Origin of the sequence: Streptomyces sp. NPDC020801 (assembly GCF_044334385.1) — a bacterium.
In the GTDB taxonomy this organism is placed as follows: domain Bacteria; phylum Actinomycetota; class Actinomycetes; order Streptomycetales; family Streptomycetaceae; genus Streptomyces.
Window position 1 is genome coordinate 163,859 of record NZ_JBIRST010000010.1, and the last position, 21,656, is coordinate 185,514.

The following is a 21,656-nucleotide window of genomic DNA, read 5'->3' on the forward strand; positions in this document are numbered from 1 at the left end:
TCGCGGGCTCGCCGCCCGGCTGGTTCTTCGCCGGCTTCGCCCCCGCGTCCGAACAGGTGGCGGCTCCCGGTCCGGAGCGGTCGGCCGTCTCCCCGTGCGGTTGTGGGCCGCCCGGCACACGCGCCAGCTCCGGGGAGGCCGACTCCAGCGGCACCGACCAGGAGCGTACGAGACCCAACTGCACCGCCTGGCGCGGCAGTACGGCGTCGAGCAGCCAGTCCGCGGCCACCCGGACGCGGTTGCCCGGCAGCGCCGCGAGGTGGTACCCGCGGGTGACCGCACCGGCCACGGGGCCGGACAGCGCAACGCCGAGCGGGTTGGCGGCGGCCTGCGCACCGCCGAGGTCCACCACGAAGCCCAGGTCGCGATGGCGGTAGGGACGCCGCTCGCCGACGCCGAGCGAGGCGGCGACGTTGATCCCGGCGACCCTGCCCTGCCGCCAGGCGTGCTGGGCGGTCATCGGGGTGTACTTCCCCGGGTTGTCGAGGTCGGGGACGGCGGCCGCGTCGCCGCACGCGAAGACCTCGGGCCGCCCCGGCACCTGGAGATACGGGTCGACGACGAGCCGGCCGCGCTCCAGCGGCTGTCCGGTGCTCTCCACCAGCGGGTCGGGCCGTACGCCGACGCACCACACCAGCGTGCGGGTCGGCACGAAGTCGCCGTCGGTCAGCAGCACCCCGTCGTGCGTGGCCTCCTTCACGGAGGTGCCCATGCGCACGTCCACGCCCCGCTCCCGCAGCACGCGGTCGGCGGTGCGTGAGAGCCGTTCGTCCATCTCGGGCAGCACACGGGGCGCGATGTCCAGAAGCATCCAGCGCGGGCGCATGCCCTGCCGCAACGGGTGTTTGCGCACCTGCGCGTCCGTGTACATCTTCCCGTGCGCGGCGACCTCGGTGCCGGTGTAACCGGCGCCCACCACCACGAAGGTGCAGCGGGCGGCGCAGCTGTCGTCGTCCTCGGCGGCGGCCGCGAGCTCCACCTGACGGGTCACGTGGTCCCGCAGGTAGAGCGCCTCGGGCAGCCCCCGGAAGCCGTGCGCGTGCTCGGCGACACCGGGGATCGGCAGCAGCTTGTTGACGCTGCCCACGGCCAGCACCAGCCGGTCGTAGGCCAGCGAGCCGCCCTTGCCCTCGGGGTCGGTGCAGTGCACGGTGCGCGCGTCCATGTCGATGCCGCGGGCCTCGCCGAGGACCAGTCGGGCGTGGGGCAGGGTGCCGGAGAGGGAGACGGTCACCCGGCGCGGTTCCAGGATGCCGGCGGCGACCTGGGGCAGCAGCGGCAGGTACAGGAAGTAGTCGGTCGGGTTCAGCAGGGTGATGTCCGCCTTCCCCCTGGACATCCGGGACAGGGTCCGGGCGGCGCGGTAGCCGGCGAAGCCTGCACCGACGATCACGATGCGGGGTGGGCTCACGGTTCGCCTCCGGCGCTGTCGCCTGCCTGGTACGGAACCTTCCGCGTCCCCCCGGCCAGGGCCCCCAAACGTGCGCCGGGCCGGCCCGGCGGCGATCCAGCTGGCCTCCCGTGTCGCCGGCGGCTTCATCACGGAGATGCCGGACGCGGCGATGGTGGAGCAGTTCCGCAAGGGCGGAGGCGGCGGCAACCTCGTCAGCGGCGGCACCAAGGTGTGCTACGGCGCGGACAAGGACGCGTGCGTGCGCACCGTGCACCGGCTGTGGGCGAACGAGCAGCTGCCCGGCGAACTGGGGCAGGTGCTGCCCTCGCCCAAGCACTTCGAGCAGGCGCAGCGGCTGGTCACCGAGGACATGGTGCGGGACAACCGCGTCTGCGGCGACGACGTTGACGAGCACGTCGCGGAGCTGGGGCGGTTCGCCGACGCGGGCTTCGACCGGATCTACGTCAACCAGATCGGCCCGGACCACCGCGGCTTGTTCGACTTCTACCGTACGAAGGTGCTGCCGCAGCTGCCGCGGTGAGGGCGCGGGACGGGACCGACGCACACGGGGGGCGGACATGGGTGGGCGCCCGCCGTCGAAGGACGAGCGGGCGCCCGCGATCGTTCGGGGGCCACCTTCAGGGCCGTTCCTCCGGGGCCGTTCCGGGGCCCTTCCGGAATCGTCGGGCCCGGTGATCAGGCCCGGTGATCAGGCCCGGTGATGCGGCTCCCGGTCGGTGCCCTCCCAGCCCGGCGGCCGCGTTCCGGCCGGGGGCGCGGGCGGGACCGGCGGCACCGGTGGGTACGCGGCGCCACCCGGTCCGCCGGAGGGGACTGCGGGCGCCGCGCCGCCGTGGGCGCGGTCGTGGCCGGCCGTGAGGTCGTCCGTCTGCCCCGGCCCGGGCCGGGACGCGGTGGGCCGGGCGGCGCCCCGCAGCGCGTAGGCCACCGCGCCCAGGATCGCCGCGGTGATCAGCGCGGCCGCCCAGCCTGGCAGGCCGATCGCGAGGGCCAGTCCCACGGCGAGCGCGACGGCCCCGCCCGCGTACAGGGCGGCGGCGCCGGACGCCGCGTACAGCATCGCCGTGCGGCGCTGCCTGCGAGTCTGCTCGCGCAGTTCGTCGCGCACGGTCTCGCGCGCCACCTGCGCCAGCTCGTCGACCAGTTGCTTGTCCAAGTGCTCCAGGTGATCCAAGCGCTCCATGCCCTGCGGGCACCCGTACAAGCGTGCGGATAACACGGCCCGGCGGCCCTCCCCCGGCGATCACCGGAAACGATCTCCCTCGTCGGCCGCCCCCAATTAGGCTCGTCCGCATGGAGATTCTCGGAGCCACCCTGCGAGTCTGCGTCGACGATCTGGAGACCGCGGTCCCCTTCTACGAACGTCTCGCGGGCGGCAGAGCTCTCCGTTTTGAACGTGGCGGCGTCGAGGTGGCCGCGATCGGCTGCTTCCTGCTGATGAGCGGGCCCGAGTCCCAGCTGGAGGTGCTGCGCAAGGTGGCGGCCACCATCGCCGTCGAGGACGTCGACGAGGCCCACCGGGTGCTGACCGAGCTCGGTGCCCGTATCGTCGCGGGCCCGCTCCCGACCCCGGCGGGCCGCAATCTCATCGCCATGCACCCGGACGGCGCGGTGTACGAGTACGTGGACCGCCGGGGCTGAGGACGGGTACGCGCACGCCTGGACCGAGGACGAGAACGCGCACACCTGGACCGAGGACGAGTACGCGGACCGCCTGGACCGAGTGCGAGTACGCGGACCGCCTGGACCGAGTGCGAGTACGCGGACCGCCGGTCAGGCGGACGGCGGGCGCATCCGGAAGTCGTAGCGCCCGGGCAGTTCCTCACCGCAGATCCGTTCCCACACCCGGCCGATCCGCTCGTCGCCCTCGCGCAGATCGGCGACCTCGAAGCCCTCCTCGAAGATGGCCCGCGCCCGCTCGGGCCGCCCCTCGGCGAGCAGCATCTCCGCCTCCAGCAGCCGGAACCGGCCGCGCGCCCGGGTCGCGGGATCGACCCGCTCCCACACGGCGCGGGCGTCCTCCGGGCGCCGCACCTTCAGCAGCGCCTCGATCGCCTCGCGGCCGAGCGCGGCGGTGGCCGCCGTCCACTGCTCACCGCTGTCGCGGCGCTCCTGGCACAGGTCGTCGAAGGCCTCGGCATAACGGTCGGCGGCCCGCTCGTGGTGGCCGGCCTCCTGATCGGCGACGGCGAGACAGCGCAGCAACGGCCAGACCGACGGGGCGAGCGCGAGCGCCCGCTCCCAGCTGCGCACCGCCTGGGCCCGGTCGCCGGCGTGCCACTGGGCGACCCCGAGGTGGTACTCGGTGAGCGGGGTGGCGGGCGCCGTCTCCAGCAGGTCCCGCCAGTGCGGGGCGACGAGCGTCTCCCCGGGCGGCCGGACCCTGCGGGGCTCCGGGAGGGAGCCGGAGCGCAGCAGTTGCCGCCAGGGCTCCTGGGCCTCGCCGATCGTGGCCTCGGCGAACGGCGTGCCGGGCAGCTTCCAGTCGGCGCGCAGCACTTCGAGCGCGCCCCACCCGGAGCCGGTGCCGAGGATCTCGCCGGGTTCGGCGTCGGCGTGCGGCTTCCAGGCGGCGTAGGCGGCCTCGACGTCGGCGCGCGGCAGGGCGGCGTCGAGATGGGCCTCGGTCCGCTCCACGACGGTGTCCCACTGCCCGGCCGGCGGCGACGCGTCCAGCGGCCCGTAGGCCTCCAGCCACGCCACCTCGCTCTCCGGCTCCAGCCGTACGTGCTCCAGCTGGGTGCGGGCGAGTCCCGCCTGGATCTCGCAGTAGCCGCCGGTGCCGGGCTCGGTGAGCCACTGCTGCCAGCGCCGCCCGCCGGGCCCGGCGCCCCAGACGAACAGCTTGCGGCCGCGCAGCACGTCGGTCGACGTCTGCACCAGCCCGTGGCCGTACTCGTCGAGCGCGGCGATCCAGCGGCGCCGTCCGTCGGGCATCTCGTAGAAGTAGTCGGCGGGGTAGGTGCTGTTGAGCGGGTACGTCCGGTCGACGCCGTCGTGTTCCGGGACCGGCACCCGCCGCAGCCGGCGCTCGTGGCCGATGGGGGTACCTCCCACGCCGTCAAGGCAGTGGGGGAGCCACGCCTCCTCGGCCGGGGCGAGTACCCGGCGCTCCTCGGGGACGGCGATGTTGGACCACCAGTAGGTGGGCACGGGCCGCTGGTGCGGATTGCGGATGCGGACGCCGACGTGAAGGAAGTCGGAGCCCTCCGGCAGCCACAGGTCGACCTGGAAGGGCAGGTCGCGCAGCCGCTCCCACTCCCACAGGCGCAGCATCTCCCCGCCGCCGGGGGCGGGGACGCGGGCCGCGTGCAGGGGCGAGCAGGAGAGGGTGGTGTGGCCGGTGGCGCCGATGTTCCACTCGATGCCGCCGGAGAACCAGGCGCCGTTGAGGGCGAAGTTGGCGGGCTGCAACACCGGGTTGCGGTAGAGCAGTTCCCGTCCGGTGGGCTTGTGGACGAGGGAGGCGACGCGGCCGCCGAGGCCGGGCAGCACCGTCGCGCGCAACCGGTCGTTCTCCAGCACCAGGGCCTCGACGCGGCGGGGCTCGCGGGTTCTGCCGTAGCCGTCACGGACCCGAACCGGCAGCAGACTGTGCAGCGGTGCGTAGCCGACCTGCCGGGCCATGTCGCGCGGCAGGTCCTGCTTGTCGCGGTCCTCGATGCGGTGGACTTCGTCGAGCGGCCGCAGGGCGGGCAGGGGGTTGTCCGGTCCCATGGGCGCGGCGGGCAGCGTCAGTTCCTCGCGTCGGATCGTCGTCACGATGACCATGGAACCCGGTCGCCGGTGAGCTGACCAGGGGCGCCGCCGGTCAGGATTGCGCAAAGGCGCCCGGACGGGGGGCCGTTGGGACATCCGTGGGCGGCGGGTCACCGGCGCCGTTGCGCCTGCTCCGTGACGACGTGTACCGATGCGTCGCACGACGACTGACGATGCCCGCCGAGGAGTGCGGAGGCCGGCGAGCGAGCAGCGCACCCACCGGGTCGAGATCAACCGGAAGACCGCATCTCGGCGGTGATCGCCCACCGCTCGTGGTCCCGCCAGGCCCCGTCGATGTACAGCATGTTCGGCGAGAACCCCTCCAGGCGGAAGCCGCAGGAGCGGGCCAGCGCGATCGAGGCGGTGTTGCCCGGCTGCACGTTGATCTCCAGCCGGTGCAGCCGCATCGGGCCGAAGGCGTGTGAGACGACCAGGTCCAGCCCCTCGCGCATCAGACCGCGCCCGGCGGCGTGGGCGAAGGCGCCGTAGCCGAGCGCGCCGGACAGGAAGGCGCCCTCGACGATGTTGTTGATGTTGATGTACCCGGCGATGGCGCCGCCGTCCTTCTCGCAGACCAGGAAGCCGGCCTTCGTCGGGTCCTCGATCAGCCGCGCCGCGTAGGCGGTGTACGCCTCGGCCGTGTCCGGCGGGAACAGCCAGGGGTGGTGCAGGTCCTTGCTCTCCCGGGCGCGGGCGGTGAACTCGGCGCCGTCGTCGTGGGTGAATTGGCGGATGCCCACGCGGGGGCCCTCGGCGAGATGGCGGGAAGGGGTGTGCGGCATCCCGTCACCCTACGCGGCACCCGTCCCTGCCGGCTCGGGGCCGGGCTTCGCCGCGCACCGCTCAGCGCAGGGCGGGTTCGTCGAGCGTCAGGGTGCCCGCATCCGCGTCGAGGAGGGCCGCGACGCCGAAGGGAATCGTCAACGCCCCCTCGCAGTGGCCGAATCCGAACTCCTCGGCGATGGGCACCCCGAGTCCGCCGAGCCGGTCGGCGAGCAGGGCACGCACCCGGTCGTACTCCTCGCAGCTCTGCCACGAGCCGAGCAGCACGCCGCGCACCCCCTCCAGCCAGCCGGCGCGCAGCAACTGGGTGAGACAGCGGTCGAGGCGGTACGTCTCCTCGCCCACGTCCTCCAGGCACAGCAGACCGCCGGCCGCCGAGGTCCGCGCCTGCGGGGTGCCGAGGTCGGCGGCGAGCAGGGCCAGGCAGCCGCCGAGCGTGACGCCCCGGGCCCGCCCGGGGACCAGCGCCGTGCCGCCGGAGGCGATGGTGCGGACCGTCTCGGGGGCGAACAGCGTGGCCCTGAGGTGGTCCTGCGCGCGGGCGTTCTTGATGAAGTCGATGCCGGCCGCCATCGGCCCGTGCAGCGTGACCAGGCCGAGGCGGGCGGCGAAGGCCTCGTGCAGCGCGGTGATGTCGCTGAAGCCGACGAACACCTTCGGACCGGCGGCCCGCATCGCGTCCCAGTCGAGCAGGTCCACGGTCCGCTGCGCCCCGTACCCGCCCCGGGCGCACAGCACCGCGTCGACGGCCGGATCGCACCAGGCGCTCTGCAGATCGGCGGCGCGGTCGGCGTCCGCGCCCGCCAGATAGCCGAACTCCCCGTGCCGGTCCAGCACGTGCGGTGCCACGACGGGGTCCAGGTCCCAGCCGCGCAGCACGTCCAGACCGGCCTGCAGGCGCTCCTCGGGCACGGGCCCGCTGGGCGCGACGACGGCCACGCGCGCGCCGGGTGCGAGCCGGGCGGGGCGCAGGAGTTCCTTCACGTGACGAGCTCCAGGGTCGGAATACCGGGCGGCTTCAGGCCGAACACCTGAGCGTACAGCGACAGCTCCGACTCCAGGACGCGCACCATGGTTCCGGCCCGCCGGAACCCGTGCCCCTCCCCCTCGAAGGCGATGTACGCGTGCGGCACCCGCCGGCCCTCCAGCCGGGCCAGGAACCGCTCGCACTGGGCCGGCGGGCAGATCACGTCGTCCAGGCCCTGGAGCAGCAGGAAGGGCGCCGTGATGCGGTCGGCGTGCTCGGCCGGCGAGCGCTCGGCGTACCGCCCGGGCACCTCGGCCAGTGGCCCGACCAGGGTCTGCAGGTACTGCGACTCGAAGTCGTGGGTCTCTCCCGACCCCCAGGCGGCCAGGTCCAGGATCGGATAGAGGATGGTGCCGCAGGCGTAGACGTCCGTCGCGGTCAGGGACGCCGCCGCGGTCCAGCCGCCCGCGCTGCCCCCGCGGACGGCCAGCCGGGCGCGGTCGGCGGTGCCCTCCTGGGCGAGGGCCAGCGCGACGGCCGCGCAGTCCTCGACGTCGACGACGCCCCACTGCTCGCGCAGCCGGTTGCGGTACTCCCGGCCGTACCCGGTGGAGCCGCCGTAGTCGACCTCGGCGACGCCGATGCCCCGGGAGGTGAAGTAGGCGATCTCCAGGTCCAGCACGAGCGGGGACCGGCTGGTGGGTCCGCCGTGCGCCCACACGACATACGGCGGGAGTTCGCCCGCGGGCGCCACGCACTGCGGGTTGCGGGGCGGGTGGAGGTGGGCGTGGACCTCGCGGCCGTCCGGTCCCGTGAAGGTGCGCGGCTGCGGCTCGGGGTAGTACGCGGGGTCGACCGGGTCCTCGTGGGCGGCGCCGATCACGCGGGTGTGTCCCGTGCCCGTGTTCAGCTCGACGACCTCGTAGGCGCTGCGCGGGCCGGCGGCGACCGCGACGACCCGCTCGCCGCGCACCGCGAGCGTGGCGTCGAACTCGGTCCAGGGGCCCACGGCGTCGACGACCTCGCCCGTTCCCGGGTCGAGGATGCCGAGGGCGGTGGCGCCGCGGCCGTGCACCACCGCGATCAGCCCGTCCTCCAGCGGCGCGAACCAGCGCTGGCCGAGTTTCCACAGCGGACCGCCGAACTCCTCCTCCCGTGGGCAGAGCGGGCGCGGGCCGCCGTGCGGATCGGCCCGGTAGAGATTCCACCAGCCGCTGCGGTCGCTCACGTACAGCAGCGAGCCGTCGGGGGCCCACTCGGCCTGGGGGATGGATTCGCCGGGGCCGCCGCCGCAGGTCCGCGGCTCACCGAAGGTGCCGTCCCCGGCGACCTCCGCCACCACCAGTTCCGTGCCGTCCCACGGCATCCGCGGATGGTCCCAGGCCAGCCAGACCGCCCGGCGCCCGTCGGGCGCGAGACGCGGGCCGGTCACGAACCGGTGGCGGTCGTCGGTGAGTTCACGCACCGCGGCCCGGTCCTCGGCCGCGGAGCCGTCCAGCGGTACGGCGGCCAGGACGCGCCGCACGTCGGTGGGCCCCGCACCGGTGAACTCCTCCAGTACGCACCAGACCTCGCCGTGTTCCGGGCGCAGCTGCGGGTCCGCCCAGCGCAGTCCGCCGCCCACCGCGGACAGGGGGGTGAGGGGACGTGGCTCACCGCCGGGCTCGTGACGGTAGAGCCGCTGGTCGGCGAAGTTCACGAACACCACCAGCGGTACGCCGTCCTGGAGCGCCCCCGCCCAGGGCCGGCCGCCGTACTCGATGACGCGGCTGCGCACGTTCCACGGCTCGGGCAGCACCGGCTCCTCGGTGGCGCCCGCCCGCCGTCCGCCTCCACCCTGCCAAGGAGGCTCCTCCAGCGCCGAACGCCTGGGGGCACCCCCATCGCGTCCCAGCTCGCCATCGCGCCGCCGCACCAGCGTCCGCCGGCCGCCCTCGGCGGGACGTGGCTCGGTCCACCAGACCTCGTCGCCGACGAAGCCCACGAACTCCGGTCTGCCGTCGTGCGCGGCGGCCAGGGCCGCGTCGACGGGCGAGGGCCACGAACCGTACGGCAGGATCCGCACGTCTTCCCCTTCCCCCATGCGCTCAGGCCGTCCGCAGGAAGCGGTCGAGGACGCGGACACCGAAGTGCAGTGCCTCGACGGGGACACGCTCGTCCACCCCGTGGAACAGGGCGTGGTAGTCGAAGCCCTCGGGCAGCTTCAGCGGCGAGAACCCGTACCCGGTGATGCCGAGCCGGGAGAACTGCTTGGCGTCGGTGCCGCCCGGCATGCAGAACGGCACCACGTGCCCCTCGGGCGCGAACGCCTCGACGGCGGCCCGCATCGCCGCGAAGGCTGGCGAGTCGACCGGCGCCTCCAGCGCCACCTCACGATGGTGGAACTCCCAGTCCACGTCCGGGCCGGTCAGCCGGTCCAGGGTAGCGCGGAACTCCTCCTCGCCGCCGGGCAGATACCGTCCGTCGACATGGGCGACGGCCTCCCCCGGGATCACGTTGACCTTGTAACCGGCCTCGAACATGGTGGGGTTGGCGCTGTTGCGCAGGGTCGCCTCGACGAGACGGGCCGCCGGGCCGAGCTTGTCCAGCAGCGCGTCCACGTTGCGCAGGTCGGTGTCGACGCCGTAGAGGGCGGCCAGTTCTGTGAGGGCCGCGCGTACCGTCGGCGTGAGCCGCACCGGCCACTCGTGGGCCCCGATGCGGGCGACGGCGGCGGCGAGCCGGGTCACCGCGTTCTCCTTGTTGACCCTGGAGCCATGACCCGCCCGGCCGCGCGCTGTGAGCTTCAGCCAGGCGGTGCCGCGCTCGGCGGCCGCGATCGGGTAGATCTGGCGGCCGGCGCCGTCGTGGAAGGTGAACGCACCGGACTCGCTGATGCCCTCGGTGCACCCCTCGAACAGCGCCGCGTGCTCGTCGGCGAGGAATCCGGCCCCGTCCGCGGCGCTGGCCTCCTCGTCGGCGGTGAAGGCGATCACCACGTCCCGTCGCGGCCGCACGCCCAGCCGGGCCCAGGAGCGGACCACGGCGAGGATCATCGCGTCCATGTTCTTCATGTCGACCGCGCCCCGGCCCCACACCACCCCGTCGCGGACCTCGCCGGAGAACGGGTGCACGCTCCAGTCCCCGGCCCGCGCGGGCACCACGTCCAGGTGACCGTGGACGAGCAGCGCGTCGGCCGAGGGATCGGTGCCCTCGACCCGGGCGACCACATTGGTCCGGCCCCGGGTGCGCTCCAGCAGCAGGGGCTCCACGCCGGCCCCGGCCAGCTGTTCGGCGACGTACTCGGCGGCCGGGCGCTCCCGGCAGTCGCCGCCGCCCCGGTTGGTGGTGTCGATACGGATCAGGTCGGACGTGAACCGAACGACCTCGTCCAGCGCCTGCGCGTCAGCCATACTGCTCCTCCACGGCGGCCGAGGCGATCGTGGTGACCGCCTTGAAGGTGCGGATTCCCTCGTACATGGACCTGCTGGTGTACGCCACCTTGCGCTCCCCGATGCGTGCCACTCCGGGAACGACGGTGGCGGCCATCGCCAGATGCTCGGCGTCGAACTCCAGCGCGACGGTGAACGGGCCTCCCGTCACCGGCTCGTGACGGACCGCCAGCGCCGCCGCCTCCTTGGCCGCCGCGCGGATGTCGGCGGCGGTGCGGGCGGGGGTACGGCACACGGCCGCGTACCGCGACACATGGTCCTTCACGGCGACCTTCAGCGCCTCGGGCGCGTACCCGAGCGCGTCCTCACAGGCCACGTCGTCACCGGTGACGAGGACGACCGGCACACCGTACTCGGCGACGACCTGTGCGTTGAGCAGCCCCTCGCTCGCCCTCGCGTCGTTCAGCCAGACGCCCGTGACGGAGTTGGCGAGGTAGGTGTGCGCGAGGACGCCCTCCATGCCGGCGCCCGCGTGGTAGCCGACGAAGGCGATGCCGTCCACGTCGCCGTGCTGGACGCCCTCCACCATGGACAGCGACTTGTGCCGCCCGGTGAGCATCTGCGCCCGCTCGTCGAGCTCCTCCAGCAGCAGGTTGCGCATGGTCCAGTGGGCCTCGTTGATGAGGACCTCGTCGGCGCCGCCGTCGAAGAAGCCCAGCACGGCGGCGTTCACGTCGGAGGTGAACATCGAGCGGCACCGCTCCCACTGCGGCGTCCCCGGCAGCACGTCGGCAGGCCAGGTCACACCGGTGGCGCCCTCCATGTCGGCGCTGATGAGGATCTTCATGCCGCCTCACGCTACGCGCTGTCGCCAAAGTGCGGCCAGGCCTGTGGAAAACTCTCACCGGCACAGACCAATGGCGCCCCGGACACCTGTGGTGCCGGGACGCCATCAGGGCGGTCCCAGGGGGCGCTCAGCGCTCCAGGAAGTCGAAGAGTTCCTCCCAGCGGCGGGTGATGGCGTCCGGGTCGAAGCGCCGCACGCTGCGCAGGGCCTGCTCGCCCATGGTGTCGCGCAGCTGTTCGTCGGACATCAACCGGACCAGGTGCCGGGCGAGCTCGGTGGTGTTGCCGGGCCGGGCCAGCAGGCCGTCCTCGTCGTGGGTGACGATCTCCCGGACGCCGGGCGCGCAGTCGAAGGCCACGCACGGCACGCCGCAGGCCATCGCCTCCAGCAGGACCAGCGGGAAGCCCTCACCGCGGGAGGACTGGACGAAGACGGAGGAGGCGCGCAGCGCCCCGGGCACGTCCTCGGTCTGCCCGGCGAAGTCCACCGAGTCCTCCAGCCCGAGTTCCGCGCACTGCCGCTTGAGCTCCGCCTCGGACTCTCCCCTGCCGTAGATACGCAGGGTCCAGCCGGGCTGCTGCGGCGCGGCCTCGGCCCAGGCGTCCAGGAGCAGGTCGACGCCCTTCTCGTGGGAGAGCCGGCCGATGCTCGCCACCACCTTCTCGGTGCGCGGCGACGGCGTGTCGGGCACGATCGGCAACGGGTTGGGCATGAAGCCGAGGTTGTTCATGCCCTCGGCCACCCAGCGGTCGGCGTCCTCCTGGGTGAGGGCCAGCAACCGGTCGACGTCCTGGTAGTACTTCTTGACCCGCTCGAAGCGGGAGGACTTGCGGGCCGTCTCGAAGGACTCGTGGGTCATGCCGATGACGGTGTGCCCGGCGGTGTCCGCGAGCGCCACCCACTCCATCGCCCACACCTGCGTCACGATGATCACCGCGCCGGGCCGGGCCGCGCGGAACAGCGCCGTGAGCCGGTCGGCGGCGGTGCGCATCTGGGCCTGGTGCCGGCGCAGGGCCGGGTCGGCGGAGCCGAGCAGACGGCGCCGCCTGGGGCGGCCCGGCGGCCGGCGGGTATAGAGCGTCACCGTCTTGAACGGCGGGTTCTCACCGAGGTCCATCGGGTGGTTGGCCGGGGCGATGCCGGCGATGGTGACCCGGTGGCCGCGGTCTGCCAGAAGCTGGGCCAGCTGGGCCTGCCAGCGGCCCACACCGCCGAGTTCGTCGACCTCGTTGGCCACGAAGAAGATGTCGCGCTGGGTCATCGGGCCTCTCCCGCGGGGCCGAAGAAACGGTCCACGATCTGTGCCGCGGCGTCTCCGCGGTCGTACTCACCGTACTTGTCCACGAACTCCTTCAGCCGCGCCTCGTGCCTGGCGTGGACGGAGGACAGGTCGCCGATCGCGGCGAACAGTTCGTCCTCGGTGCGCGGCACCGGGCCCGGCGCCTCGGCGAGGAGGTCGAAGTAGGTGCCGCGGGTGTCCTGCGCGTACTCCTCCCAGTCGTGGGCGTAGAACACGATGGGACGCTGGAGGAGGGCGTAGTCGAACATCACCGAGGAGTAGTCGGTGATCAGGCCGTCTGCGAGCAGCAGCAGCGGGGTGATGTCCGGTTCCTCACTGACGTTGATCACGCGTCCGGCCACCGACGGCGGCAGGGTGAGCCGGTTCAGGTAGTGGGCGCGCACGAGCAGGGTGTACTCGTCGCCGAACCGCGCTGCGAAGCGCTCGACGTCGAAGGGGAACTCGAAGTCGCGTACGCGGCCGTCGGGATGGGCGCGGAACGTCGGCGCGTACAGCAGCACCCGCCGGTCCGGGTCGATCCCGAGGCGTTCGGCGAGCCGTCGCGCCTCGGGGCCGGGCGCGGCGCCCTCCCGGGCCCGGACCAGGGCGTCGTTGCGCGCATAGCCGGTGCGCAGCAGCTTGTGCTCGGGGATGCGGTAGGCGCGGGCGAGGGTGCGCACGTCGTGCTCGCTGCGCACCACGAAGTGGTCGAAGCGGTCCAGCGCCTGCTGGTAGGCGCGCTGCTCCTGCTCGGACTGCATCCGGTAGGTGGGCTCGTCGAAGCCCATCCGCTTCAGCGCCGAACCGTGCCAGGTCTGGATGTACGTGGTCTCGGGGCGCTTGGCGAGCCGCAGCGGGTAGCCCTGGTTGTCGATCCAGTACTCGGCCTGGGCGAGCGCCCTGAGGTAGCGCCACGACCAGCGCCGCACCAGCTCGACGCCCTCCGGGAAGCCCTCGGGGCGCTCACCGGCGTAGGACCAGATCGGCGTGACCGGCGTCCCGCGGCGCCTGAGCTCCTCGAAAATGGCGCGGGGGCTGTCGCTGTACTGCTTGCCGAGGTGGCTCTCGAAGACGACGGTGCCCTTGCGGATGGGCAGCCGCGTGAGCATCCGCTCGTAGACCTGGAGCTTGCGGGCGCCGGAGTTCAGGTCCCGGCGCGCGGCGCGCAGCTTGCGGTAGGCGCCCTTGGCGGCCCGCGCGGGGCCGCCGTGCAGGTTGCGCTCCACCGCGGCGCGGCCGGCGCGTGCGGCCTGGCCCTGCTGGATGAGCCGGAAGGCCAGATGGCCCTTGGCGGACACCTGGGCCTCGATCCGGTCGGCCATCAGCCGGGTCAGCCGGGGCCGGACGGGCACGGCCGCCGCGTGTTCGAGGTCGACCGTGCCGACGGTGAGCCGGCTGGTGGTCCACTTGCCGTCCGCGGTGAGGTGCAGCCGGACGTCCCAGACGTCGTCGACGATGCCCAGTGGTCTCAGCCGCCGGGCCAGCGGGATCTCGGCCCGCCAGGCGATCGCGTCGCCCTCGTGGCTCGGGGTGGCCACGGGGAACCGGAAGCTCTGCAGGCTGCGGCGCCTGGCGCGGAACTCCAGCTCGGCCGTCAGCTTCGCGTCCCGGGAGATGGTGTGCAGCGGGTTGACGATCTCGCCGGCGAGCACCACGTCGCCGCCGTGCGCGGAGTAGGCGGTGAGCTGGTTGCGCAGGAACATGCTGCTGAGCGGCTTGGCGTGGTAACCGAGCGTGGTGACGTCGAGGACGGCGCGCATCTCCGGGTCGTCCAGGTACCGGTCGGTCCAGTAGATCCGGCCGTCCCGCTCGACGAGCGGCGTGGAGATCTTGCTCCGGTTGATCAGCGTGTCGATGGCCGGCATCAGGTCGGTCCAGTCCTCGCGCAGCAGCAGCTGGGCGCAGATGGCGTGGACGCGGTCGAGCTCGGCGTAGGCCGCTTCGGGAAAGTCCTGGACGTAGCCGCGGGCCAGTTCGGCGAAGCCGTGCCGGTAGTCGTCGTCGAGGAACGGCAGCTCCATCAGGTACAGCACGAGGTCGTGCTTGAGGAACTTGATGTCCTTGCGCAGCTTCAGCTCGTCCTGGCCCCGGCGGTCCAGGATGGCGTCGATACGGCGGTGGATCTCGACCCGGTCGGCGAAGTTCCGGATCTCGTTGCGCCGGTTGCTGATCGACTTGGCGGCGGTCTTCTGGACGACGTTCCAGAAGTAGACCGTGTTGGGGATGAGGGTGATTCGCTCGGCGGCCAGATAGGCCTGCGCGGAGAAGAGCAGGTCCTCGTAGTGGATGCCCCGGGGGAAGGTGAGCTCGTTGTCGAGGAGGAACTCACGCCGGTAGCACTTGTTGGTCGACAGGGTGTCGAAGACGAACAGGTCCGGCAGCTCGGCGACGGACTCGAACGTGCGCGTGGTCCGGTACAGCCATGGATACCAGAGGATCCGCTTGTCGTGCCGGCTGTCGGTGTGAACCCGGACACACAGGCCCGAGACGAGGTCGGAGCCGGTACGGTCGGCGGCCTCGATCATGTTGCGGCACGCGTTGCGTTCCAGCGTGTCGTCGCTGTCCAGGAACATCACGTACCGGCCGCGGGCCACCTTGACGCCCTGGTTGCGGGGCTCTCCGCAGCCGCCGCTGTTCTCGGGCAGCCGGATCGCCCGGACCTTGCCCGGGTGGGCCGCGGCGAGTGCCTGCGCGACCTCGTAGGAGCCGTCCGTCGAGCAGTCGTCGGCGATGATCACCTCGACATTGCGCAGTGTTTGCTCAAGGACGGAACCAACCGCCGTCGGAAGACGCTCTTCGTCGTTGTAGACGATGACGACAACACTGACGTCCGGTTCGGGCGCGACGCTCGACACGGCCACCTCTCGTCTCTGATCCGTTCGGTCTGCGGCTGGGTGGACGTAACCCTACAGCGTGTAGGGATGGCGAAAGCCCCCGCCCCCTCCAAACTACGTCAATGCGACAATACGCCGTCCCCCTCACACGCAGCCCGACCCGGCGCACGGGACCGTCACCCGGCACGTCCCGCCACGAGCCACTGGGCCGGCAGCTCGATCCGGGTGCCGTCGGGCGCCAACTCGGTCGTGGTGAGAGGTATTTCGCCGCGGACGAGAACAGTGAGACCGGCCGAGTGGAGGTACTCCGGCACCGCGTCGTCGGCCACCTCACCGGGGGCGATGCCGTGCCGGAACACCGGTGCCAGCTTCGGCGGCGGTCCCGCGGGGCTCTGGGCCAGGCGGACCAGGATCGGGCGGGCGGCCTCGGAGAGCTCGACGAGGAAGACCCGGCCCCGCTCGCCGACGAGGGCGGCGATCCCGTCGGCCAGCGGCTGCCGGTCGTCCGGTTCGCACTGGTGCAGCACGCCGCGCATATAGACGTTGACGTCGCCGAGCTCGGCGTGCAGGGTCTCGGCCTCACCCTTGTCGGCGGCGTCCAGGATCCGGTACGTGGCCTGTCCGGCGGGGTCGGCGTGGCGGGCGTGCTCGATGGCCGCCGCGGCGACGTCGGCACCGAGGACGCGCGGGAACCGCTGGGCCAGGAACCGGGTCTGGGTGCCGTTGCCGCAGCCGAGGTCGACCAGCGGCAGCCCGGGGTCGCTCAGCTGGGGTTCGAAGAGAGGGAGGTGGAGCCCGGCGGTCAGTTGGGGATCCGCGTCCCAGAACACCGCCCCTTGCTCCTCGGGCGCCTCGCGCCAGAACGCCTCCCAGGCCTGGCGGTACCGACTCGTCACGCTCATGCCCAACTCCCCAGTGTGCGGCGCCGATCCGTCTGTCCGACGGGCCAGTACGGTCTATCGCGCCGGGTTTCCCGTCACAACCGCATGGCGTGTTCCTTCACGCCGTGTCCGCCCTGCGCACGCGCCCGCACGCCCCCTCGACCGCCGCACGGCAACCCGCGACGCCACGGACGCCACGGACGCCAGGACGGCCGCGTGCACGCCGCGTGTACGCCGAGCGCGGGCCGAAGCCGGTCGAGCGCACGCCGGGTGCGGGCCGAAGCCGGTCGAGCGCAGGCCGGGTGCGGGCCGAAGCCGGTCGAGCGCAGGCCGGGTGCGGGCCGAGTGCGGCCGGTTCCCGCGGGCATGCAGACCGGCGGGGCGGCGCGTTCCGTGCGGTGGGGTGTTTCGAGGTGGACCGGCCGCCCTGCAGGACTCGGGGGCGAACGCCTGCCGGACCGGCGTCGCGCCCGCACAGGCGTACTTCGCCGGCCGGCGGTCGGGGACCTCCCCTCGGGCCTGGCCCGTCCTCAGCGGCGCGGCAGGGTCAGTTCGAACCACACCGTCTTGCCGGTGCCCGTACGGCTCGTGCCCCACTCTCGGGCGAGGGTGCTGACCACGCGCAGACCGCGCCCGGACTCGTCCATGGGGCCGGCGCTGAGCAGTGTGGGCAGGTCGTGATCGTCGTCTTCGACCTCGCACAGCAGCGTGTCACCGCGCACGAGACGCAGTTCGACCGGGCGCCCGTGGGAGTGCCGTACCGCGTTGGTGACGAGCTCGCCGACCATCAGCCCGGCGGGGTCGGCGAGCCGGGCGAGCCCCCACTCGTGGAGCTGCTCGCGGACGGCGGCGCGGGCGCGGCCCACCTCGGCCGGGTCACGGTTCAGGCGCCACTCGGCGACGTCGCCCGGCTCGATGCCGTTGAGGCGGGCCATCAGCAGGGCCACGTCGTCCTTGCGGCCTCCGCGCGTGTTGAGGGCCCGGATGATCGTGTCGCAGGCGTCGTCCATGGAGGCGGCCGGGTGGGCGGCGGACTCGCACAGCGTGGCCAGCCGGACACCGATGTCCTCGCCGCGCACCTCGACCAGCCCGTCGGTGCACATCACCAGCCGGTCGCCGGGCCGCACGGGTACACGCACCGCCTCGAAGGGGACCCCGCCGACGCCGATCGGCGCGCCCGTGGGCAGGTCGAGCAGTTCGCTGCGGCCGTCGGCACGGACCAGGACCGGTGGGATGTGGCCCGCGTTGGCCAGGTGCAGTTCACCCGCGATGGGGTCGTAGACGGCGTAGAGGCAGGTGGCGAGATAGGTGTCGCCGAGCCGCTGGGCGAGGTCGTCGAGGTTGCGCAGCAGCTGGGCGGGCGGCAGGTCGAGCGCGGCCATGGTCTGGACGGCGGTGCGCAACTGACCCATCATCGCTGCCGAGTTCAGGCCGTGTCCCATGACGTCACCGACGACCAGGGCCGTGCGCGCGCCGGGCAGCTTCACCGAGTCGAACCAGTCGCCGCCGACCCTGCCGAGCAGCGTGCCGGGCAGGTAGCGGGTGGCGATGTCGCAGCCCGTCATCCGCGCCGGGATGTGCGGCAGCATGCTGTCCTGGAGGGTCTCGGCGACGCTCTCCTGATAGGTGTACATGCGCGCGTTGTCGATCACGAGGCCCGCGCGGGCGGCGAGTTCGGCGCCGGTGACCCGGTCCATGTCGTTGAACTCGGCCCGCTCGGGGTGGCGCAGCAGGATCATGAAGCCGAGGACGACGTTGCGGGCCTTGAGCGGCACGACCAGCATCGAGCGGTGGGTGATGAGCGGGCGGATGTCGCGCTTTTCGAACTGCGAGGCGATGGCGTGGCCCATCTCCTCGCTGATCCGCGGCACGAGAACCGGCCGGCCGGATGTCATGCACTGGAAGAACGGGGTGTGCGCGGGGAACGGCATGGCCTCGCCGACCGGTACGACGTCGTCCCAGCGGCCGGGTTCGTCGGTGTGCTCCACGGCCACCCGGTGCCACATGGTGGTGGTGTCGGGTACGCCCTCGGGGAAGCCCTCGCCGGCGACGACCTGTTCGCGCAGATAGGTGCCGGCGACGTCGGTGAAGCGGGGTACGACGGCCTTGCTGACCTCGACGATGGTCCGCGCGAGGTCGAGCGAGGTACCGATCCGGCCGCTGACCTCGTTGAGGAACTCCAGTCGCTCGCGGACGGCGGCGTACTCGAGGTCCTCGCCCTCGTCGTCGGCGAGCTCCGCCGGCACGGGCTGGCCCTGGGCCGCGGCCCTCGCGGCCCGCTCGCGGCGTGCCGTGCGCTCGGCCCGCCGGGGCACGCCCCAGTCGGGGGTGACGGGCACCCGGTCGCTCTGGCTGAACTCCAGTACCGGATAACCCAGTTCGAGGACCTGTGCGACGATGCGGGCGCTCTCGCCGACGCTCATGCTGGGCAGGATCTCGGGCAGCCGGCCGGCGAGATCCGCCGCGCCGGGGAAGTCGGTGTGCAGGGCGAAGGCCGGCGCGATGCGCTCGAACGCCCCGGTCCCGCCCGGGTGGGCCGCGCCGGCGGGGCGCAGCGCCTGCGCGTCGGCGGCGAGCACCAGCAGCCGCTCCGGGCCCGGCCCCACCAGCGGGTAGGCCCACCACAGCACGTCCACGCGGTCCCGGCCGGGCACGGTGAGCCGGGCGCGGCCCGCGGCCGGGTAGGACAGCCGTCCGCCGAGGGAGGACTCCAGGTCGGGCCCGAGTCCGTCGTAGGCGGCACGGCGCCCGTACGGAACGTCCTCGGCCTCCTCGGGCAGGGCGCCGGAGACCGGCAGCAGGTCGACCGCCGGGCGGCCGATCGCCTCCTCCTTACCCGTGCCGAACAGCCGCCGCGCGCCCCTGCTCCAGTGCGACACCAGGCCGTCGCGGTCGACGACGACCACGGCCAGCGGAACCCGGCCGGAGGCCACGTCGGTCGCCGGCGTGCCGGTCCCGGCCACGCGGCCGGGAGGTGCGTCCCTCTCGGTGCCACGGTCCATGGCACAGGCCCCTCTCCCCACGGGTCCGCAAGATCTGTTCCCCCGGTCACCACGGTACGGTGACGGCCGCTCACGATGTGTGGCAACAGTGGAATTGGTTTCGGCGCGGCACGCCGGCGCGCTCGCGTGCGCCCCCGTGGGGCCGGATCAGTCCTCGTGGCCGAGCTGAAGATCCCGTTCCGTTCGCCCCCCGCCCGCGACCTGCAGCACCGTGGCGACCGGCGGGTAACCGGCCGCGATCACGGTGTACTCACCGGAGGACAGATCGACGAACCGCAACGTTCCGTCGGGTCCGGTGGTGAGGGTGTCGACGACGTTGCCGGCGGCGTCGAGGAGGGTCACGCGCACCTCCCCCACCGGCCGGCCGCCGCAGGCCCGGACGGTCCCGCGCAGCACGGCGCCGCCCGCGAACTCGACGTCCTGGCGGGTCTCGCGCGCGGCCTGCACGGTGACGGGAGCGCGGCCGGGCGGAAGGCGGGCGCGCCGGTGGCGAGGGTGTACTCACCGTACCGCTCCCTCGTCGCACCTGCTCACAATTCCCGCAAGGAGCGACAACTACGAACAAGCACGACGAGTTACGGCACACCGTCGAATCGAACGCGGATCCACTCGAACCGGTGAGTGGTCAACGTGCCCCGTTCTCTGGCGAGTTGCCCGGGTGTGCGCACTCCCGGGACTACTTCTCGACCTCGGTGGCCAGCTTGGCGAGCAGGGCGTCGTAGATCCGGGCGAGGCCCTTGGGGGCGAAGGTCTTCTCGAAGAAGCCGCCGATGCCGCCGGCACCCTTCCACGTGGTGGTGACGACGACACGGGAGCTGCCCTCGCCGGCCGGCGTGACCCGCCAGGTGGTGACCATGGAGGAGTTGCGGTCCTTCTCGACGAGCTCGCCGTCGGTCGGCTCGCCCACCTCCATCAGGCAGTCGCGGATCCGCTTGCTGGTGGCCTGGAGCTTCCAGTGGACGAGGGTGCCCTCGCCGTCGCCGCCCTCGCGCACCTCGTACTCGCTGAAATGCTCGGGCAGCAGCCTCTCGCGGGTGCCGCTGTAGTCGGCGAGGGCGTCGAACACCTTCTCCGCGTCCGCCGCGACGACCCGTTCCGTAGTGGCCTCGACCTGCGCCATGGGGTTCCTCCAGGACATCCGTTCTCGGGGTTGGGGCAAGCCAACCACCCCGCTCCCCGGCCACCCAAATCGGGGTCCGGCAACTGATCGATCCCGGCGTACCAGGCGATCGGGATGGGCTTCCGTACGGTCAGCCGCACGATCAAGGGAACACGTGTTCTATTCTATGGTCAGTGCTACCGAGGAGGCGTCATGCGCTGGGACAACCTCACCGTGAGCTCCACGGGCTCCACGGGCTCCACGGGCTCCGGGGATTCCGGGGACGGCGGCCACGGCCGGGCGGACGCCGCGCTGTTCGGCGCGGACGCGGTGACCACCCGCACCTTCGACACCCCCGAGTTCCGCGGGATCACCTTCCACGAGATCCGGGCCCGCTCGATCATCAACCGGGTGCCGGGCGCCTCCCGGATGCCCTTCGAGTGGACGGTCAACCCCTACCGCGGCTGCACGCACGCGTGCGTGTACTGCTTCGCCCGCAAGACGCACAGCTATCTGGATCTGGACACCGGCCTGGGCTTCGACAGCCAGATCGTGGTGAAGGTGAACGCGCCGGAGCTGCTGCGCCGCCAGCTGGCCTCGCGCCGCTGGCAGGGCGAGCACATCGCCATGGGCACCAACGTCGACTGCTACCAGCGCGCCGAGGGCCGCTACCGCCTGATGCCGGGCATCCTGGCGGCCCTGCGCGACCGCGCGAACCCCTTCTCGATCCTGACCAAGGGCACGCTGATCCTGCGCGACCTGGACCTGCTGACGCAGGCGGCCGAGGTCACCGACGTCGGCATCTCGGTCTCCGTGGGCTTCACCGACCCCGAGCTGTGGCGCACGGTCGAGCCGGGTACGCCCGCGCCGGAACGCCGGCTGGACGTCGTCCGGACCCTCGGCGGGCACGGCATCGGCTGCGGAGTGCTGATGGCGCCGGTGATCCCCTTCCTGAGCGACCACCCGGCCCAACTGCGGGCGACCGTACGGGCGATCGCACAGGCCGGAGCCACCTCCGTCACCCCGCTGGTGCTGCATCTGCGACCCGGCGCGCGCGAGTGGTTCATGGCCTGGCTCGGCCACCACCACCCGCATCTGGTGCGCCGTTACGAGCGGCTGTACGCCGAGGGCGCCTACGCCCCGAAGTGGTACCAGCGCCGGATCACCCGTCAGGTGCACGAGCTGGCACAGGAGTACGGGGTCGGGCCCACGCGAGCGGGGATGCCGCGGCGCACCCGGCCACCCGAGACCGTTCCGCCCTCGACGACCGAACCGACCCAACTCTCGCTCATCTAAGATCGTTCGAGCGCATCACGCGGCCCAATTGGGTCAAGAATTGCCAGAACGCGTTCTTCCGGAGGTGCTTTCCGGGACGATTCGGCGAGGATCGCGAGACCCGCGGTCCGCAGCCCCTCCGTCC

Annotated in this window: 15 protein-coding genes and 2 pseudogenes; 3 read left to right on the forward strand and 14 right to left on the reverse strand. The window is 72.8% G+C overall.

Annotated elements, in window-relative coordinates; translation table 11 throughout:
- Positions 1–1,393, reverse strand: a 1,393-nt coding sequence (locus tag ACH4UM_RS22080) for an NAD(P)/FAD-dependent oxidoreductase (protein WP_398182101.1), incomplete at its 3' end; no start/stop codon positions are given.
- Between the two features lie 97 nt (positions 1,394–1,490).
- On the opposite strand from ACH4UM_RS22080, the pseudogene ACH4UM_RS22085 reads away from it, so the two are divergent.
- Positions 1,491–1,934 (forward strand): annotated as a pseudogene (locus ACH4UM_RS22085) (LLM class F420-dependent oxidoreductase); the annotation flags it as partial.
- A gap of 168 nt (positions 1,935–2,102) precedes the next feature.
- Here the strand turns inward: ACH4UM_RS22085 and ACH4UM_RS22090 are convergent.
- Positions 2,103–2,597 (reverse strand): phage holin family protein, encoded by a 495-nt coding sequence (locus ACH4UM_RS22090; protein ID WP_398181807.1) that lies wholly within the window; start codon positions 2,595–2,597, stop codon positions 2,103–2,105.
- 110 nt (positions 2,598–2,707) lie between these two features.
- Between ACH4UM_RS22090 and ACH4UM_RS22095 the strand changes: the two genes are divergently transcribed.
- Complete coding sequence (locus ACH4UM_RS22095; RefSeq protein WP_398181810.1) at positions 2,708–3,055, forward strand: VOC family protein; 348 nt, start codon at positions 2,708–2,710, stop codon at positions 3,053–3,055.
- Positions 3,056–3,187: 132 nt separating this feature from the next.
- Here the strand turns inward: ACH4UM_RS22095 and ACH4UM_RS22100 are convergent, their stop codons facing one another.
- From ACH4UM_RS22100 to ACH4UM_RS22155, 12 genes and pseudogenes are all read right to left on the reverse strand, one after another.
- On the reverse strand, positions 3,188–5,185 hold the full coding sequence (locus ACH4UM_RS22100; protein ID WP_398181813.1) for a DUF5107 domain-containing protein: 1,998 nt from the start codon (positions 5,183–5,185) through the stop codon (positions 3,188–3,190).
- Positions 5,186–5,403: 218 nt separating this feature from the next.
- Complete coding sequence (locus ACH4UM_RS22105; protein ID WP_398181816.1) at positions 5,404–5,955, reverse strand: GNAT family N-acetyltransferase; 552 nt, start codon at positions 5,953–5,955, stop codon at positions 5,404–5,406.
- 61 nt (positions 5,956–6,016) lie between these two features.
- The gene (locus tag ACH4UM_RS22110; protein ID WP_398181819.1) at positions 6,017–6,940 is read right to left on the reverse strand and encodes an LD-carboxypeptidase; all 924 of its coding nucleotides are present in this window, start codon (positions 6,938–6,940) and stop codon (positions 6,017–6,019) included.
- Positions 6,937–9,006, reverse strand: a complete 2,070-nt coding sequence (locus ACH4UM_RS22115; protein WP_398181821.1) for an LpqB family beta-propeller domain-containing protein — start codon at positions 9,004–9,006, stop codon at positions 6,937–6,939. The genes ACH4UM_RS22110 and ACH4UM_RS22115 overlap by 4 nt, the downstream gene beginning before the upstream one ends.
- A 4-nt stretch (positions 9,007–9,010) precedes the next feature.
- Positions 9,011–10,315, reverse strand: coding sequence for a M20/M25/M40 family metallo-hydrolase (locus tag ACH4UM_RS22120; RefSeq protein ID WP_398181824.1), 1,305 nt, complete (start codon positions 10,313–10,315; stop codon positions 9,011–9,013).
- Positions 10,308–11,141 carry a M55 family metallopeptidase gene (locus ACH4UM_RS22125; RefSeq protein WP_398181826.1) on the reverse strand — a complete coding sequence of 278 codons (834 nt, stop codon included), beginning with the start codon at positions 11,139–11,141 and terminating at the stop codon, positions 10,308–10,310. The genes ACH4UM_RS22120 and ACH4UM_RS22125 overlap by 8 nt, the downstream gene beginning before the upstream one ends.
- A 127-nt stretch (positions 11,142–11,268) precedes the next feature.
- The gene (locus ACH4UM_RS22130) at positions 11,269–12,402 is read right to left on the reverse strand and encodes a glycosyltransferase (RefSeq protein ID WP_398181829.1); all 1,134 of its coding nucleotides are present in this window, start codon (positions 12,400–12,402) and stop codon (positions 11,269–11,271) included.
- Positions 12,399–15,275, reverse strand: a complete 2,877-nt coding sequence (locus tag ACH4UM_RS22135) for a CDP-glycerol glycerophosphotransferase family protein (protein ID WP_398181832.1) — start codon at positions 15,273–15,275, stop codon at positions 12,399–12,401. The genes ACH4UM_RS22130 and ACH4UM_RS22135 overlap by 4 nt, the downstream gene beginning before the upstream one ends.
- 155 nt (positions 15,276–15,430) lie before the next feature.
- Positions 15,431–16,156, reverse strand: a complete 726-nt coding sequence (locus ACH4UM_RS22140; RefSeq protein WP_398181835.1) for a class I SAM-dependent methyltransferase — start codon at positions 16,154–16,156, stop codon at positions 15,431–15,433.
- Positions 16,157–16,665: 509 nt separating this feature from the next.
- Complete coding sequence (locus ACH4UM_RS22145; protein WP_398181838.1) at positions 16,666–19,137, reverse strand: SpoIIE family protein phosphatase; 2,472 nt, start codon at positions 19,135–19,137, stop codon at positions 16,666–16,668.
- A 147-nt stretch (positions 19,138–19,284) separates the two neighbouring features.
- Positions 19,285–19,643, reverse strand: a pseudogene (locus ACH4UM_RS22150) (carboxypeptidase-like regulatory domain-containing protein); the annotation flags it as partial.
- A gap of 170 nt (positions 19,644–19,813) precedes the next feature.
- Positions 19,814–20,257: an SRPBCC family protein gene (locus ACH4UM_RS22155; RefSeq protein ID WP_398181841.1), complete on the reverse strand. Its 444-nt coding sequence runs from the start codon at positions 20,255–20,257 to the stop codon at positions 19,814–19,816.
- Positions 20,258–20,449: 192 nt separating this feature from the next.
- On the opposite strand from ACH4UM_RS22155, the gene ACH4UM_RS22160 reads away from it, so the two are divergent.
- Positions 20,450–21,532: an Rv2578c family radical SAM protein gene (locus tag ACH4UM_RS22160; RefSeq protein WP_398181844.1), complete on the forward strand. Its 1,083-nt coding sequence runs from the start codon at positions 20,450–20,452 to the stop codon at positions 21,530–21,532.
- Positions 21,533–21,656 lie beyond the last annotated feature (124 nt).

Bases quoted from the DNA above. Each gene is read 5' to 3' on its own strand.
- ACH4UM_RS22090 (WP_398181807.1), bottom strand. From the start codon at position 2,597: ATGGAGCGCTTGGATCACCTGGAGCACTTGGACAAGCAACTGGTCGAC.
- ACH4UM_RS22095 (WP_398181810.1), top strand. From the start codon at position 2,708: ATGGAGATTCTCGGAGCCACCCTGCGAGTCTGCGTCGACGATCTGGAG.
- ACH4UM_RS22100 (WP_398181813.1), bottom strand. From the start codon at position 5,185: ATGGTCATCGTGACGACGATCCGACGCGAGGAACTGACGCTGCCCGCC.
- ACH4UM_RS22105 (WP_398181816.1), bottom strand. From the start codon at position 5,955: ATGCCGCACACCCCTTCCCGCCATCTCGCCGAGGGCCCCCGCGTGGGC.
- ACH4UM_RS22115 (WP_398181821.1), bottom strand. From the start codon at position 9,006: ATGGGGGAAGGGGAAGACGTGCGGATCCTGCCGTACGGTTCGTGGCCC.
- ACH4UM_RS22120 (WP_398181824.1), bottom strand. From the start codon at position 10,315: ATGGCTGACGCGCAGGCGCTGGACGAGGTCGTTCGGTTCACGTCCGAC.
- ACH4UM_RS22125 (WP_398181826.1), bottom strand. From the start codon at position 11,141: ATGAAGATCCTCATCAGCGCCGACATGGAGGGCGCCACCGGTGTGACC.
- ACH4UM_RS22130 (WP_398181829.1), bottom strand. From the start codon at position 12,402: ATGACCCAGCGCGACATCTTCTTCGTGGCCAACGAGGTCGACGAACTC.
- ACH4UM_RS22140 (WP_398181835.1), bottom strand. From the start codon at position 16,156: ATGAGCGTGACGAGTCGGTACCGCCAGGCCTGGGAGGCGTTCTGGCGC.
- ACH4UM_RS22145 (WP_398181838.1), bottom strand. From the start codon at position 19,137: ATGGACCGTGGCACCGAGAGGGACGCACCTCCCGGCCGCGTGGCCGGG.
- ACH4UM_RS22155 (WP_398181841.1), bottom strand. From the start codon at position 20,257: ATGGCGCAGGTCGAGGCCACTACGGAACGGGTCGTCGCGGCGGACGCG.
- ACH4UM_RS22160 (WP_398181844.1), top strand. From the start codon at position 20,450: ATGCGCTGGGACAACCTCACCGTGAGCTCCACGGGCTCCACGGGCTCC.